The sequence below is a fragment of the Candidatus Hydrogenedentota bacterium genome (genome assembly GCA_012730045.1).
In the GTDB taxonomy this organism is placed as follows: Bacteria; Hydrogenedentota; Hydrogenedentia; order Hydrogenedentales; family CAITNO01; genus JAAYBR01.
In genome coordinates, this window is sequence record JAAYBR010000110.1 from 1 (window position 1) to 16,296 (window position 16,296).

General features: G+C 70.9%; 11 protein-coding genes and 1 pseudogene. 8 read left to right on the top strand and 4 right to left on the bottom strand.

Translation table 11 applies throughout. The annotated features are described in order from the left end of the window. Window positions 1-480: 480 nt before the first annotated feature. From GXY15_12255 to GXY15_12275, 5 genes are all read left to right on the top strand, one after another. A complete protein-coding gene (locus GXY15_12255; protein NLV41984.1) occupies window positions 481-2,259 on the top strand; it encodes a hypothetical protein in 1,779 nt (592 codons plus the stop codon). A 22-nt stretch (window positions 2,260-2,281) separates the two neighbouring features. After that, window positions 2,282-4,096 (top strand): hypothetical protein, encoded by a 1,815-nt coding sequence (locus GXY15_12260; GenBank protein ID NLV41985.1) that lies wholly within the window; start codon window positions 2,282-2,284, stop codon window positions 4,094-4,096. Between the two features lie 430 nt (window positions 4,097-4,526). Then, window positions 4,527-7,220 (top strand): fused MFS/spermidine synthase, encoded by a 2,694-nt coding sequence (locus GXY15_12265; protein NLV41986.1) that lies wholly within the window; start codon window positions 4,527-4,529, stop codon window positions 7,218-7,220. Window positions 7,221-7,491: 271 nt separating this feature from the next. After that, a complete protein-coding gene (locus GXY15_12270; protein ID NLV41987.1) occupies window positions 7,492-8,229 on the top strand; it encodes a glycosyltransferase family 2 protein in 738 nt (245 codons plus the stop codon). Then, window positions 8,226-8,375, top strand: coding sequence for a hypothetical protein (locus GXY15_12275; GenBank protein NLV41988.1), 150 nt, complete (start codon window positions 8,226-8,228; stop codon window positions 8,373-8,375). The genes GXY15_12270 and GXY15_12275 overlap by 4 nt, the downstream gene beginning before the upstream one ends. An 18-nt stretch (window positions 8,376-8,393) precedes the next feature. Here GXY15_12275 and GXY15_12280 read toward each other — a convergent pair whose 3' ends face one another. Continuing rightward, window positions 8,394-8,804 (bottom strand): hypothetical protein, encoded by a 411-nt coding sequence (locus GXY15_12280; GenBank protein ID NLV41989.1) that lies wholly within the window; start codon window positions 8,802-8,804, stop codon window positions 8,394-8,396. Between the two features lie 243 nt (window positions 8,805-9,047). On the opposite strand from GXY15_12280, the gene GXY15_12285 reads away from it, so the two are divergent. Continuing rightward, window positions 9,048-9,992, top strand: coding sequence for a DUF1559 domain-containing protein (locus tag GXY15_12285; protein ID NLV41990.1), 945 nt, complete (start codon window positions 9,048-9,050; stop codon window positions 9,990-9,992). A gap of 84 nt (window positions 9,993-10,076) precedes the next feature. On the opposite strand, the gene GXY15_12290 is transcribed toward GXY15_12285, so the two are convergent. From GXY15_12290 to GXY15_12300, 3 genes and pseudogenes are all read right to left on the bottom strand, one after another. Continuing rightward, window positions 10,077-11,027, bottom strand: coding sequence for a hypothetical protein (locus tag GXY15_12290; protein ID NLV41991.1), 951 nt, complete (start codon window positions 11,025-11,027; stop codon window positions 10,077-10,079). 61 nt (window positions 11,028-11,088) lie between these two features. Next, window positions 11,089-13,731, bottom strand: coding sequence for a hypothetical protein (locus GXY15_12295; protein NLV41992.1), 2,643 nt, complete (start codon window positions 13,729-13,731; stop codon window positions 11,089-11,091). A gap of 147 nt (window positions 13,732-13,878) precedes the next feature. After that, a pseudogene (locus GXY15_12300) lies at window positions 13,879-14,001 on the bottom strand (polyphosphate kinase 2). Window positions 14,002-14,099: 98 nt separating this feature from the next. Between GXY15_12300 and GXY15_12305 the strand changes: the two are divergent. Both GXY15_12305 and mnmA read left to right on the top strand, forming a co-directional pair. After that, a complete protein-coding gene (locus GXY15_12305; protein ID NLV41993.1) occupies window positions 14,100-15,056 on the top strand; it encodes a hypothetical protein in 957 nt (318 codons plus the stop codon). A gap of 20 nt (window positions 15,057-15,076) precedes the next feature. Further along, window positions 15,077-16,231 carry a tRNA 2-thiouridine(34) synthase MnmA gene (gene mnmA / locus GXY15_12310; GenBank protein ID NLV41994.1) on the top strand — a complete coding sequence of 385 codons (1,155 nt, stop codon included), beginning with the start codon at window positions 15,077-15,079 and terminating at the stop codon, window positions 16,229-16,231. Window positions 16,232-16,296 lie beyond the last annotated feature (65 nt).

A 16,296-nucleotide genomic window follows, 5' to 3' on the forward strand; every position in this document is an offset into this window, starting at 1 on the left:
CCCGGGGATGATCCATGCCGCACCCCTCACGGCAGCTCTTTCCCGGGAACCAAAGCGGCGTCGTTGCCGCCGCACTCCAAAAGGAGACGCCGCGCGCCCCTCTCGTCTCGCCACGGCTTCAGCTCCCTCCATCGCCCAAACCACGCGCCCCCTGGGATCGCCAAGCTCCAGCTTGGCCTCTTGGGTTCTTCCGCGCGGGCCTGGTCGCCCCGTGTTTCCCCGAAAGCCAAGCTGGAGCTTGGCGATCCCAGGGGCGCGGCCGCTCCAGCAAACCCGGTACTTTCTTAGCAGGAGCGCAGCGACTGCGGCGATCTCATTCCCGCCACGGCTCCGGCCCGCGCCCGTGTTCTCCGGCGATCCGGCGGGTGGGACGCGCGGCCGGGAATGGTGTACCATAGGGCGGTCCTGCGGCGGGACGGGCCGCGTAACAGAAGTCCGGGACGGCCGCCGTGCCGTCCCCCGGCGAATGGTAAGGCAATCGTGTTCATTTTCATCCGACGACCGGTGCTGCGCGCGCTGTGCGCGCTTTTCCTGATGCTCCTTCCCGCGGCGCTGGCGGCGGGGCAGGACCCCAACCCGCCGACCCTGCGCTCGACGCAGGGGGCGTGGCCCATCCGGCGGCAGTGGACGCCCGCCGAGACGCGGCACTACGCGAAGTGGTGGGAGCACCTCTACCTCATGAAGACCACGGGGGACCCGGAGCAGCGCCAGGCCAAGCTGGAGCGCCTGCTGACGGACCCGGCGATGAACCTGCTGCAGGACCCGGCGTTCCTGGGCGAGGGCGGCAACCCGCAGCTTCCGGGCGACGTGATGCGGGCGATGCACCACTTCATGGACTGCGGCAAGTTCACGGCGTTCATGCCGGCCTACTACGCCTACCGCCGCGCCCTACCGTGGATGACCGCGGTGGTGACCTCCGGCGAGGGCGACATCCGCACCTCGCCGTTCAACATCCCCATTAACAGCGTGAACAGCTTCGCGTACCCGTCCGCGGGGGCCTTCTTCCGCGAGGCGGTGGGCTGCTTTATCTCGGGCAACTACCGCGTGCCGCTGGACGGCAAGAACGCCCACCTGACGGACACGGTGCCCGTGGCGGTGACGCGCGAGTTTCTGCTGCCGGGCTGCGTGAACTATGTGGACGGCCACTGCCTCATGCTGGCGCAGGTCTCGGAGTACGGCGAGCTGCGCTTCCTGAACTGCAGCACGACAGACTCGCGCGATATCTTCTCGTACAACGGCATGAACGTGGTGACGGGGATCACGCCGCGGAACAGCGGCGCGACGGAGTGGGAGGGCTGCTTCCAGGGGCTGCGCGTGCTGCGCTACCCCCTGGCCGTGACCGACGCCTCCGGGCGCGTCACCTCGGTGCGCCGCCGCACGGACGAGGAGATGCGGGAGTTCGGCTTCTCCACGGAGCAGTATGAGATCGTCGGCGAGATCACGCGCACCCACACCATCGCCATGGGCAAACTCAAGGCGCAGAGTTTCCACGACTTCGTGCGCCTGCGCATGAAGTCCGTGGACCGCATCGCGCCCATGCCGTTCATGGAGTCCTATGTGGACGAGGTGCTGGAGGCCTACGCGGCCCGCGTGCCCTTCGTGCAGGACGCCTGGGCCGACGTGCGCGCCCACGGCCCCATCACCTATCCCGAGGAGCTGCACAAGGAGAACATCTTCCAGGCCCTGGGCCGCTGGGAGACCTGGAGCTCGCCGTCGTCCGACGTGGACCGCCGCAACAAGTACTTCTACCTCGCCGACTGGATGGAGTACGCCATCCGCCTCTACGGCATTGACCCGGGCTTCGTGGACCTCACGGGGCTGGAGAAATATGCGGTGCGGACCCAGTCCGATCTGGCGAAGGCCATGATCGCCGAGAAGAACCGCCTCTTCGCCGAGCATTCGCTGGAGTACACGACGTCCAAGGGGGACAAGGTGCGCCTGACACTGCTCGACCTCGAGACACGGCTCTACGACCTGTCCTTCGACCCGAACCACCCGCCCGAGCTGCGCTGGGGCGCGCCGATGGGGAGCGAGGAGCGGGCGAACGCCCCGGAGCGCCCCACGCCGGTGCCCAAGGGCGGCAGCGTGGCCATGGAGGACGCCTACCGCTGGCAGTATTTCTACCGCACCCTGTGCGAGCGGGAGACCGGAATGAGCTGCCTGCGCGGCATGTTTGTGAAGGGATTCCCCGTCCGCGACAAACTCGACCAACAGGTGGGCAAGTGGGTGGACGACGCGCCGCCCGCGGCCGCCCCCTGAACCCGCCGAGGACCTTAAGCCGATGACGAGACCGCTGTTCCCGCGGGCCCTGGCCCGCGCTGTCTGGATGTTGCTGGCGCTGTGCCCGGCGGCCCTCGCCGCCGACCCGAACCCGCCGACCCTCGACTCCACGCGCGGCGCGTGGCCCATCCGCCGCCAGTGGACGCGGGAGGAGGTGCGCCACCACGCGGAATGGATCACGCGCATCTACGAGGCCAAAACCACGGGCACCCGAGAGCAGCGGCTCGCCCGCATTGAGCGCGTGCTCACCGACCCGGAGATGAACCTCCTGCTCGACCCGGAATTCGCCGGCGACGGCTGCAACCCCCAGATGGAGGTCCCCGCCCTCCGCGCCATGCACGGCGTCCTCGACTGCGCCAAGCTCACCGTGGCCCTGGGCACCTACTACGCCTGCCGCCGCGCGCTCCCCTGGATGGCCAGCGGCGTCCGCTCCGGCGACGGCACCGACGTCCGCACCGCCGCCTACACCGTGCCCGGCGGCGTCACGAGCTGCCTCGACTACGACACGCCCGAAGCCTTCCTGCGCGACACCCTCACGGGCACCTGCACCGGCAACTTCCGCGTGGAGCCGGGCCGCGAGCGTTCCGAACTGTCCGACACCGTCCCCGTCGCCATCACCCGCGAGCACCTGCTGCCCGGATGCCTCTACTACCTCGACGGCCACGTGCTGGTCGTCGCCAAGATCAACCCGCGCGGCGAGACGCTGTTCCTCGACGCCACCACCTCGCCCACCCGCGACATCTACGCGTTCAACGGCCTCAACGCCGTCTCCGGCCTCACCACCGCCGGGGGCGGGGACTTCGCGGGCTGCTTCCGCGGGTTCCGCGCCCACCGCTGGCCCCTCGCCGTGACCGACGACACCGGCCGCGTCACCGGCGTCCGCCGCCGCACGGACGCGGAGATGGCCGAGTTCGGCTACTCCCTGGAGCAGTACGAGAAGCTGGACGAGCTGAAAAGCACCGGGAAGATCCTGGTGGACGGCGCCGCCGCCGGCAGCTTCCACCAGTTCCTCCGCCTGCGCCTGCGCACGGCGGACCGCTTCCGCCTGCAAGGCGACCTTCAGGCCTTCGCGGAGGGCACGGCCGCCCTGCTCCGGGAGCGCGAGCTGCGCGTCCAGGAGGCCCGCCGCGACGTCGCCGAAAACGGCCCCGTCGCCTTCCCCGAGGGCAGCGCCGCCGCGAACGTCTATACCGCTCCCGGCCGCTGGGGGCGCCTTGCCACGGCCCTCGAGGACGCCGAGCTGCGCGGCCGCTACTTCGAGCTGGCCGAGCACCTCAACAACGCCGTGGCCTGGTTCGAGGCGCACCCGGGGGACTTCGACCTCGACGGGTTCAACGCCGACGCCGTCTGGACCGCCGCCGACCTCGCCGACGCCCTCCTCCGCGCCAAGACGCAGGTGTTCAGCGAGGCGGCATTCGAGTACGCCAACTCCGCCGGACAGCCCGTCCGGCTGACGCTGCTGGATGTCGAGGCGCGGCTCTACGACCTCTCCTTCGACCCCAACCATCCGCCCGAGCTGCGCTGGGGCGCGCCCCCCGGCAGCGACGAGGCCCGCACCGCCGACGCAGGCCATCCCACGCCCCTGCCCCGCGGCGGCGCCGTGCCCGTGGACGAGGCCTACCGGCGCGAGGCCTACTACCGCTCCCTCTACCGCTGGGAGCCCGAGGAAAGCCCCCTGCGCGACATGTTCACCGAGGGCTTCCCCCGCCGCGACCGCCTCGACGCCGACCTCGCCCAGAAATGGTTCGGCGTCCCCTCGCCGCCCCTCGTCCCCAGCGGCGGCCGCGCCGCCTGGCTGGCGAAAAACGGCGGGTGACGGCTCCGCGCAGCGCGCAGCGCCTTGGAGTGCGGCAGCTTGCTGCCGCCTTTCTTCGCGCGGGCTTGCCCGCGCGGGGGCGCACGACAAATGACCGTGGCCGCGCTTTTCCCCAAGGCCGTCGCGGTACGTCCCGCCGCAATTTCGGCTGCCCCGTTGGGGCATGATTGTTCTGCGCGGGCAACCCAGGGCAGGCCTGGCCCTTCGGGCGGCGGCCTGGCCTGGGCTATATGCGGCAACGCTTTCAGCGTTGAAGAGGCCGGACAAGGGGCAATGCACGCACTCCATCCAGAAGCTGTCCGCGGAATTTAGTGCGATTCCCCTGTAGCGCCCCCGTGCCTTGCGGTGTTCGGGTTCGCGGATGGGGTAAGATGCGGGGATGCGGGCCGGTGGGGTCCGCGCGGGTTCCCAACCGCCGGAGTAAGGCTATTTGGAAACGCAATCCCTGACGGCGCGGCGGCTGGCGGTGTTGTCGCTGGTGCTGCTGTTCTTCTTTGTGTCCGGCGCGTGCGGGCTGGTGTACCAGGTGGTCTGGACGCGCTGGCTGGTGCTGCTGGTGGGCGCGCGGGCGCACGCCGTGGCCATTGTGCTGTCCGTCTTCTTTCTGGGGCTGGGGCTGGGCAGCCGGTGGGGCGGGCGCTTTGCCGACCGCACGCCGCGGCCCCTGTGGTGGTACGGCGTGTTCGAGGCGCTCATCGGCGTGTGGGCCGTGGGGGTGGCGCTTGCGATGGGCCCGGCGGAGGGCCTGGCGGCGGCGGTGCTGCGGGCGGCGCAGTCGAGTCCGGCGGCGGGGGTGCTGGCGCGGGCGGTCATGGCGGCCGTGCTGCTGCTGCCGCCGGTGACGCTCATGGGGGCGACGCTGCCGCTGCTGGCGCGGCATGTCACGGGGGACCCCGCGCTGGGCGGGCGGCGCGTGGGGCTGCTTTACGCGCTGAACACCTTCGGCGCGGCGGCGGGGTGCTTTCTCGCGGGCTTCGTGCTCATCCAGCGCTTCGGCTACCTGCACACGACCTGGCTGGCGGCGGCGGCGAACGCCGCGGTGGCCGTCGGGGCGGTGGGGGTGGCGCGCCTTTCCGGCGGGGGGACGGTGTCGGCCGTGCCCGCGGCGGACGACGCGCCCCCGGAGGGCCCCGAGACGGGCCGCCGGACGGCGCTGCTCCTGACGGCGGCCTTCGGCGTGACGGGCTTTTCCGCCCTGGCGATGGAGGTGATCTGGACGCGCCTGCTGGCGATGGTCTTCCTGGGCACCACCTACGCCTTCACCACCATGCTCACGGCCCTGCTCTGCGGCATCGCCCTGGGCGGGCTGGCGGGGGCGGCGCTGCTCTCGCGGCGGACGCGCTTCGCCGTGCCCCTGTCGGGGGGGCTGCTGCTGCTGCTCGGGCTGTCGTGGCTGTGCATGATCCATGCCTTCGACACCCTTCCCGCGCGGGCGGTGGAGATGCAGGTGTCGGCGGGCAACCGCTGGGAGCTGGTCGTGCGCGGCATGTTCCTCCACGCCTTTATGCTGCTCCTGCCGCCGGCGTTCCTGTCGGGGATGCTCTTCCCGGCGCTGGTGCGGGCGGTGTCGCGGAGCGCGGGGCGCTTCGGGCGCGACGTGGGCCGCCTCTACGCCGTGAACACCCTGGGCGGCGTGCTCGGCTCGCTGGCCGGGGGCTTCCTGCTCCTGCCGCTGCTGGGGGCGCAGCACGCCATGACCCTCATGGCCCTCGCGCCGCTGCCGTTCGGGCTGGCGGTGCTGTGGGGGCGGGGCGGGCTTCTGCCGCGCACGGCGGCGGTGCTGCTGACGGCGTCGTCGGTCCACGCGTTCTGGTCGCTGCCGGCGGACATCAACCGCCGCCTGAGCGCGTCGTACATGCCGAAGGACCACGAGACGGTTTTCTACCGCGAGGGCGTGGAGGGGACCGTCGCCGTGTCGCAGCCTGCGGGCGCGGCGGACGGCGCGGACCGCGTGCTGTGGATCAACCGGGTGCAGGCGACGACGTCCATCGAGCGCGGCGTGAAGATGAACCGCCTCCAGGGCGCGCTGCCCCTGCTCTTCGACCGCGACCCGAAGCGGGTGCTCTTCATGTGCTTCGGGTCGGGCATCACCTGCGGCACCCTGGCGCTCTCGGACTTCGGGCGGATAGACGCCGTGGAGATCTGCCCCGAGGTCCTGGAGGCCGCCCCGCTCTTCGCGAAGGACAATCTCGGCGTGCTGGAACGGCCGGACATCCGCTTCGTCGTGGACGATGCGCGGAACTTCCTCCTCACCACGCCGGAGACCTACGACGTCATCACCTTCGAGCCCATGCCCCTCGCGCTGGCCGGCGTGTCCAACTTCTACACGGAGGACTACTACCGGCGCTGCCTCGCGCGGCTGGCGCCCGGCGGCGTCGTGTCGCAGTGGGTGCCCCTGCACAGCCTCAACGCCGAGGTGGTCGCCTCGCTCGTGTTCACCTTCACCCGCGTGTTTCCCGAGTACTGCGCGTTCTTTGTGAACGCCGACCTCTTCCTCATGGGCTCCGACCGGCCCCTGCGGCTGGACCTCGACGCCGCCCGCCGCCGCCTCGCGCGGCCCGAGCTGGCCGCCGCCCTCGCCGCCGTGGACCTGGGCGACCCCGTGGAGCTGCTGGGGTCGTTCCTGATGGACAAGGCCGCCGTGGACCGCTTCGCGGCGGGCGGCCGCGTCATGCGCGACGACCTGCCCTGGGCGGAGTTCATCGCGCCGCGCCTCGTGTACGCGCGCGCCGTGCCCGAGAGCCTGGAGCGCCTGCGCGGCGCGGCCACGCCGCCCACATCCCTCATGGACCCCGCCGCCCTTTCGCCGGAGGACCGCGCGCGCCTGGAGCGCCGCCACCGGTCCCGCGTGCTCGACCTCGCCGCGCTCAAGGGGTACTACGGCGGCTTCGTCATGGACGGTGCCGCGCTGGAGGGGTTCATCGCCTCCCTGCGCGAGGACCCGGACAACCCCACGGCGAAGTACTACCTGCGCCAGATCCTCGGCGCGCAGGTCGGCACGTTTGTCGGCTGGCGCGAACCCGACAAGGCCCGCGCGGCGGTCGAAAAGGCCGCCCCCTGGCTCCCCGGCGACGCGCTGGTGGAGAAGCTCCGCGCCGACATCGCGGCGATGCCGGAGGAATAGGACGGGGAATGGACGAAATGGACGAAATGGACACTATGGACGAAATGGACACTATAGACGGCATGGACACTATGGACGGCATGGACTTTGTGGACAGCATGTCTTCTTGTCCATATCGTCCATAGTGTCCATATCGTCCATAGTGTCCATAGTGTCCATAGTGTCCATTTCGTCATTCAGTCCATGGGCGCGGACCCCGCACTTTCGCGGGTCGCCCCCTTCCTGATACGATGACCGCGGCGGGCGGGTCCCGCCGCACGAGGTGCCAGCCGTGGCCGAAGCCCCCCAGGCAGCCGAACCGCTTCCGCAGGTCGCCGTGGTGATCCCCTGCTACAACGCCGGGGCGCGCATCGCGCCGGTCGTCGCCGCCGCGCGCGGCCGCGCGGGCCGGGTCATCGTGGTGGACGACGGCGGCACGGACGGCGCCTGCGACGGCCTGGCCGGGGGCAACGCGGAGGTGCTGCGCCTGCCGGTGAACCGGGGCAAGGGCCACGCGCTGCTGGCGGGGATCCGCCGCGCGCTGGAGGACCCGGCCGCGCGGATCGTCTGCACCCTCGACGCCGACGGCCAGCACGACCCCGCCGAACTGCCGGGGCTCGCCGCGGCCTTCGACGCCGCCCACGCGGACCTGCTCATCGGCCGCCGCACCTTCGGCGGCGCGGTGGTGCCGTGGCGCAGCCGCTTCGGCAATGAGACGACGGCGCGGGTGGTGCGGCTGCTGCTGCGCCGCGACCTGCCGGACACGCAGTGCGGCTACCGCCTGCTGTCGCGCCGCTTCGCGGAGGCCGTGCTGGCGCATGTCTCCGGCGGCCGCTACGAGACGGAGATGGAGATGCTGGTCTTCGCCGTGCGCGCCGGGCACACCGTGGCCTACTCGCCCATCCGGACGCTCTACGAGCCGGACAACTCCTCCTCGCACTTCCGCAAGGTGCGCGACTCGCTGCGCATTTACGCGCGCCTCGCGCGGGCGGTCCTGCGGCGGCCGCGCGCGCCGGAGCCGCCGAAATGACCGCCCCGCCGGGAGACGCGCCGGAGCGTTTCGGCGCGCGGGACGCGCTGGTCCTCGCGGGGCTGCTGGGGATTGCCCTGGGCACGCGCGCCGCCGGCATCCCCATTCCCGGGCCGCTGCTGGCCTATGTGGAACAGGTCCCCTGACGCGGGCCAGACGCCGGCCTACAGAAACGGCCGGATCGTTGTGAGCGTCACGGTGAAGGCCGCCTCATTCGACGCGGCCACCCTGTGGGAAAACGGTTTCTCCTCCAGCGCCTGGGTCACGACCGCGTTGGGGCTGGGGGTGAGCACGTTCAGGCGGAGGAATATCTGCTCGGGCATGGACTCGGCCACCACGATTTCAGGGGCCAGGAGCGTGTAGCCGCCCGTGGGGAACAGGAAGCTTCCCTCGACCAGCCATTCGGCGTCCTCCAGGGAGGCCTTGGTGATCGTGCCCTGGAGCCCGAGGGGCCCCTCGAAGGCGTAGCCGTAGCGCCCCGACAGGACGGTCAGGGTGATGTCCGTGTGCTCCCGGACGCATCCGGACGGCAACACCGCGCAAAGCGCGCAAACGGCAATGAGAAGTCTCTTCATGGCGCGTCTCCCTGTGTCTGTCATGAATACAAACACCGGAGGGGCGCGTTACCCTGCCGGGGCAGGGAAAAAGTGGACGGGATGGACGCTGTGGACGGGGTGGACGGAAGCGGGGGGATGGAATCCGGCCACCGATTGCTTGACTTCTAACGGTCAGTTCCCTACAATACCCGGCGGCGGGTACCCGCCGTGGGATGACACAAGGGCAGACAGCGCCCCCTCCGGGCGCAAAGGAGCACTTTCATGAAGAAACACACGGGATTCACCCTGATTGAGCTGCTGGTGGTCATCGCGATCATCGGCATTCTGGCGGCGATCCTGCTGCCGGCGCTGGCGCGGGCCCGCGAGGCGGCGCGGCGGTCCTCCTGCCAGAACAACCTGAAGCAGATGGGCCTCTCCTTCAAGATGTATGCGGGCGAGGCGAAGGACCTGTTCCCGCCGATGAAGCGCAACCTGTCCGGCTGGACCCCGGCGAACCCGGTGGGCGACCCGTCGGTGACGTGCAACCTGCCGAACACGGTGACGACGGACGCGAACGGGGACGGGGTGAAGGACGACTTTGACATCTTCTTCGACGTGCAGAGCATGTACCCGGAATACCTGTCGGACCTGAACGTGACGGTGTGCCCGTCGTCCGCCGTGATTGATCCGGGGGACCACCACTACAACGACGACCCGGCGAACCCGGTGGACCCGTGCGCGGTGACGGACCTGTCGTACATGTACTTCGGGTGGTCCATCCTGGACGAGGTGGTGACGGCGCCGGGGACGAACGCAAACGACATGAACCCGACGCCGAACCAGAACCTGACAACGATTCTGGTGTTGAAGCTGGTGGAGCGGGTGACCAATCCGGCGGCCTACGACAACGACATCACGTATGAGGACAGCTACGCGGGCGGCGCGGACCGCACGCTGTACCGTTTCCGCGAGGGGATCGAGCGCTTCCTGGTCACGGACATCAACAACCCCGGCGCTTCGAACAAGGCGCAGAGCGAGCTGCCGGTCCTGTGGGACCAGATCTCCTCGGACCCGGCCGGCAGCGGCTTCAACCACATCCCCGGCGGCTGCAACGTGCTGTACATGGACGGCCACGTGGAGTTCATCCGCTACCCGGGCGCGCACCCCGTGACGCGGAACTTCGCCAACATCGTGGCGCAGTTCACCTCGAGCGACCCCAACATCTGATCCCCCCCCCCGGGAAAACGAACCGCCCGGCAGCCCGCCGGGCGGTTCTTTCTATGGTTGCGCCGCTGGGCGGCGTTGTGGGCGCTAGTTCGCCGGCACGGCCCCCGCCGCGCGGGGCGCGGGCACGGCCTTGGCCGCCACCGCGCCGCGGTAGGCCGCGATGCGCTGGTTCCAGGTGGTGTCCGCCACGCGCAGGGCGGTCTCGGGCGCGCGCGCCGTGGAGGCGGGCGCCGTGTCATAGCGGGCCGACGTCTCGCCGGGCATGGTCCGGTAGCTGATGCCCGCGTCCGCGGCGGTCTTGGCGCCCGGCGTCTTGCGGATGGCGCCGCGCGTTTCGGCGCGGCGTCCCGTCGCCGCCTTTTCGATGAGCGTGTTCGGGTCCGTGCCGTACTCGTAGAGGTAGACGGGGCCGTAGACGCCGGTGCCCCGGTCCACCTCCTCCAGGTACACGTCATAGCCCTCGCGGTAGTACATCATGCCGTCCAGCCAGTCGAAGGGCAGGCCGTCCACATAGTCCACCGCGCCCATCACCAGGCCCTCGGAGAAGCCGTCGTTGTACCCGTCCGACCAGCCCCCGTCCACATACTCGGGGTGCTCGTCCGCGGCGAGGATGTCCGGCCAGTTGTCGGCGTAGCCGATGTCGTAGCCCTCGCTGAACCCCACGGTGAACGCGTAGTCGTACTCCACGAAATACCCGTCGTTGTAGGCGTACCACACGCCGTCCCAGTAGCCCGCGTCGGATTCGGGGGTCTCGACCACCGGAATCTCCGAGCCGCTGTAGTAGATCGGGCCCGCGTCCCGCGTGTAGTAGCCGTCGTCAAAGCCCAGCCAGTACTCCTCGTCCACCAGGAAGCCCTCGTCAAAGCCCGCGTCGTAGGCGCTCTGGTCCCACTTCGGCGTCTCCGGCGTCTCCGGCGTGCCGGGGGTGTCCGGGGGATCCCCGTTTTCCGGGGGGCAGCCCGCAAGCAGCGCCGCCATCACCAGGCCCGCCGCAGTCATCGCGGTGCGGGCGGTTCGGTTCCAATAGCTGTTCATGATCCTGTCTCCTTTGAAGTCAGGTTTCGGTTTTCAAGTGTGGGGGAGGGGGGGGCGGGCCTCAGCGGCCGCGGCCCCCGCCCCGGGGCATGCCCACGCCGCGTCCCGCGGACATGGGGGCCCGTCCCGACGAGACCGACGGTGACGGCGACACGCCGCGCAGGGAGGAGGAGCCGCCCGACGGCGCGGACCGGAACGAACTGCTCGGCGGCGCCGAGATTCCCCGCGAGGAGGAGGACGGCGGCCGGGACGGAACCGGCGACAGCCGCGGCGCCGAGGACACTCCCCGGGAGGAGGACGGCGGGGCGGACGGCGCCGGGGAGTACTTCGGGGCGGACGACATGCCCCGCGAGGAGGAGGACGGCGGCCGGGAGGGAATGGGCGTCAGCCGCGGGGCCGAAGTCATTCCCCGCGAAGGGGAGGAGGACCGGGGAACGGACGGCGACAGGCGCGGCGCCGCCTGCCTCGGCGCGGTCACGCCGGAGGATCGGGGGGCCTTGGTCGTGCCGCCCGAATACGGGGTCAGGGAGCGCTGCGACGGGGAGGCCAGGGGCTTCGCACTGCGTCCCGTCGTGGACGGCGTCCCGGTGCGGCTGTCAGGAACCAGTCCCGACCGCACGCCCGTGGACAGGCTGCCCGAGGTGCGGGGCTCCGTCTTGCGGGGCACCGCCGGGGTCGTCGGCTCCATGTCCTGCAGGGCCATGCGCCGCGTTGCGGGCTTGGCTTCCGAGGACCGGGGGGACGCCGGGGCCGGTGTCCGCATTTCACGCGGGGCCGCCGGGGCCGGTGTCCGCGTCCCGCGCGGGGACGCGGCGGGGGTGCGTGTCGTTCCCGTCGGGCGGGGCTTGACGGTCGTTTCGGGCTTGGCGGCCGCGTCGGGCCGGCCCGCCGGGACCGACCTGCCTGCCGGGGCGGGTTTGGCGGTGCTGCGCGGGGCCGGGGCGGCGCGGTCGGCGCGGTCGGGGGCGGTGGAGGGCCGTCCCGCCTCGGCGGGCTTGGTCCGCACGCCGGGGGCGTCTGTCCGGCCGCGCCGGGTGTTCACCGCCTCCGTCGCGGGCTTGTCCGGGGTCCTGGTGCGCGCGTCGCCGTCTGTCCGGCCGCGTGCCGCCTCGTCCCTGCCCGCCGTCCCCGGCTTCGCGGCGCGCGTGTTCACGGCGCCCGAATCACCCGTCTGGGGCGGCATTCTGAAGGACTGGCGCGCCTCGGTGCTGGCCAGGCGCACGGACCGGACCGATCCGCCCGCGTTTGCCGCGGGGGCCTTGGACCGCTCGTTGCGGACTCCCACGGCGGGCTTGGTGGCGAACTGGTCGCGGCGCAGTCCGGCTTCCAGGGTGCGCGCCCGGTCGTTCAGGCCGGCGCCCTTGCCGCTTTCCGCGGGCACGCCGCGGATGGAGCGCTGGGGCGCGTAGTCACGGACCCGGAGCGTGCCGGTGTCCTCGGGGCGGTGCTGGGGCCGCGCGACGGGGCGCGGGCCGCCGCCGCCGCCGTGGCCGTCCCCGTAGTTGTTGACGGTGATGTTCCAGATGTTGACCTCGCGGGCCGGGATGCCGGCGAAGCGGTTCGCGAAGACGGGGCTCACGCCGTACACGGGGGCGTACCCGGCGTTGAGGTAGGTGCCGGTCATGTAGCTGGTCGAGGCGAGGCAGAAGGTGAACCCGCCGACGCCGAAGGTGGCCGCGCCCGCCACCATCACGGGACGCCCGTAGAAGTCCATGGGGGCCCACATGAAGGTGTCGCGGACATAGACCGTGCTGGCCCAGGCCGGGGCCCACACGGGGTCATAGTTCCACAGCCAGCCGTAGCCCGCGTTGAAGCTCCACCGCCCGTAGTGCGAGGTGACATAGGCGAAGGGGTACGGCTCGACCCACACATGCCCGTACACCGGCATGTGGTTCCAGTAGCCGGTCCGGTACGGCACATAGTCCACCACCACCGTGGGCCGCCAGTAGGGCCGCCGGTCCACATACACCCACTCGCCGTAGGAGCCCAGGTCCGCCGCGCCGATCACCGCCCCCGTCACGGGCACCGCCGTCGGGATGGTCTTCATGCCCCCCTCCAGCAGGCTCACCCGCTCCGTGTTCCACTGGTCAAAGGCGTCGCCGAGCGCGCGGTCGAACAGCATCGGGTCCGACGGCAGCATGCCCGGGTCCACCCACACACGCTGGCCGTCGGCCGCCGTGGTGTCCCCGCCCGACGGGGTGGTGACACGGACAAAGCCCGAGCGCACCGTCACCACCGACGCGCCGGCCTCGTCAATGTCCACCCGCACCAGCGAATCCGGGGAGATGTCCACCGCGCACGCGGGCGTGGTGAACTGGAGGGTGCCCCGGCTCCGGCCCAGACGCTGGACATAGAACGAGCCGACCCAGCCCCGGATGTTGGCCGACGGCGGCAGCGCCACAATGTCCGCCTTGCTTCCGTCCGCCAGTCGCAGGAAATTAAGGTCGGCCAGCTCCAGCTCGGTGGAGCCTTCGCGGTCCACCCACAGGGTGTCTCCCGGCGTCACCAGCGTGTTTACCGTGCCCTGGGTCCACTCATCGGCCCCGGAGGCCTTCAAGAGGATGCCCCCGGAGTCAAAACTGACCCGGGCGTGCATCTGGTATTCCTGGGCGGTCCCGGTGCCGGATGCCGTCCAAACAGCCAGGAAAGCCGCCATTGCGGCCGCGATGCCCGCGCCGCCCCGTTTGGTGAAGTGTCTGTTCATGGTCTGTACCTCCAAGGAATCCCTTTCTGGGAATCCGTTCAAATAGACGGCAGATGGGGCCCGGTTATTCATTTCCCCGGGAAAGAGGGGGGGGGCGATATGGACGATATGGACGGGATGGACGATATGGACAGAAAGAAAGCCCTGCCCATGTTGTCCATATCGTCCATCCCGTCCATATCGTCCATCTTGTCCATCCCGTCCATATCGTCCATCCCGTCCATATCGTCCATCTTGTCCATCTTGTCCATCCCGTCCACCGTTTCGCCCGGGGCAAGACGTTTTCTCCCGGTTCCGGTATAATAACGCAAGGTTCGTGGCGGCATGCGGAAGGGCCGCGGGCTTTTCCACGGACCGGAGGGCGCGACATGAGACGTTTGCTTGCCTTTTCGGCGGCATTGCTGGCGGTTTCGGGCGGGGCGGCCTGGGCGCAGCAGGCGACGGTCACCCTCAGCCGCACCGTGTCCTCGGAGAAGTTTCAGCCGGGGGGGCTGGTGGAGGTGACCCTGACCATCGGCTACACCGGCACCACGGAGCTGACGGCGCTCGGGGGGTGGGAGACGGTCCCGCCCGGCTGGAGCGCCTCGAATTTCACGGGGCCAAACCGGCCGGAGGTCATGGAGGTGAACGCCTCCTCGGGCCGCCTGGAATACGCCTACATCGCCCTGCCGGGCACCTATCCGCTGGTGCTGAAATACACCCTGCGCGCCGCCCTGGGCGACACGCAGGACCGCGCCCTCTCGGGCCGGGCGCTTTACCGGGTGGGTTCGGGCAACCAGCAGGAATCCGCCGAGGCGGCCACGGCGCTCTTCTACAACGCGCCGCAGGACGACACCCTGACCCTGGCGCGGCAGGCGGGGCCCACCTACACGGCCGGCGCGCCGCTGCCCGTGACGGTGACGCTGGACCACACGGGAACGGGCATCCTCTCCGACTTCGTCGTGCGCGAGGCGCTGCCCGCCGGCTGGCAGGTGGTCGCCCCCTCGGGCGAGGGCGCTCCAAACACCTTCACGCTGGACGCGAAAACCAACGTGGTGCGGTTCGGCTTCTCCGCGATTCCGGCCTTCCCCGCGACCTTCACCTACCAGGTCATCCCCCTGGTCAACGTGACGGGGGCCCAGAAGATCACCGGCGTCCTCCGGTGCAAGGTGAACGGCCAGGACCGGGAGTCCCCCGAGGTGTCCACGGACCTCACGCTGCCGTCCTCCGAGGGCGCGGGCTGCTCCGCCGCCTCCTGCGCGAAGGGCGGCGGGCTCTCCGTGGCCGATCTGCTGGTCTGGCTCCTTACGGCGGCGCTGATGGCTTCTCTTTCCCTGAGGCCCTGACCGCGCCGGAGGCTTCTTCCTTGCACGCTGACAACGCCCGGCCCGCCGACCTGTCCGTGCCCGGGGAGGTGCTGGACGCGGCGCGCGCCCTGCGCCTGCCGCCGCCGGGGGCGCGTGTGCTCGTGGCCATGAGCGGCGGGGTGGACAGCGCGGCGGCGGCGGTCCTCCTGCGCGCGCTGGGCTATGACTGCGTCGGGGTCACCCTGCGGCTCGTGCCGGAGCCGGAGGGCAGGCCGGTCTTCGAGCCCTGCTGCGGACTGGAGGCGGCGGCGGACGCGCGCCGCGTCTGCGACCGCCTCGGCATCCCCCACGAGGTGTTCCGCGCCGTCGAGCGCTTCGACCGCGACATCATTTCCCACTTCACCGCCGTCTACCGCGCGGGCCGCACGCCCAACCCCTGCCTGCGCTGCAACCGCATGATCAAGTTCGGCGCCCTTTACGCCCGCGCCGGCGCCCTGGGCTGCTCCCACGTCGCCATGGGCCACTACGTCCGCCTCGAAACCCTCGACGCCCGCCTCTGCCTGCGCCGCGCCGCCCATGCGGCCAAGGATCAGTCCTACGTCCTCGCTCCGCTCACCCAGCCCCAGCTCCGCCGCGCCTGCTTCCCCCTGGGCAGCCTCGACAAGGCGGCGGCCCGCGCCCTCGCCGGACAGGTGGACGCCCGCAGCGGCGGCAAGCGCGAGAGCCAGGAGCTGTGCTTTGTCCCCGACAACGACCACGCGGGCTTCATCGAGCGACGCACCGCGCCCGCCATGCCGGGGCCCGTCGTGGACCGCGCGGGCCGCCGCCTCGGCACGCACCACGGACTGCTCCGCCACACGGTTGGACAGCGGAGGGGGCTTGGCATCGGCGCGGCGCGCCCGCTCTATGTGCTCGAACTCCGCCCCGAGACCAACACGCTCGTTGTGGGGCCGGAGGAGGAGACCTTCTGCGCCGCCTTCGAGACCGGCCCCCTGCACTGGGGCGGCGCGCCGCCGTCGGACGCGCCCTTCGATGCCCTCGTTCAACTCCGGTCGCGCCACCGGCCCGGCCCCGGGCGGATCACGCCGACCCGGCTGGGCGCGCGGGTGGACCTGGCGGACCCCCAGCGCGCCGTCACCCCCGGACAGTGGGCGGTCTTATACGACGCGGAGGACCGGGTGCTTGCCTCGGCGGAAATCCGCCGGGTTTTGTGATATGATTCTGCAAGATGCGGGTGACGTGAGGGGAAGGGCGACGGCGGGCCGTTATTGGGAAAAAT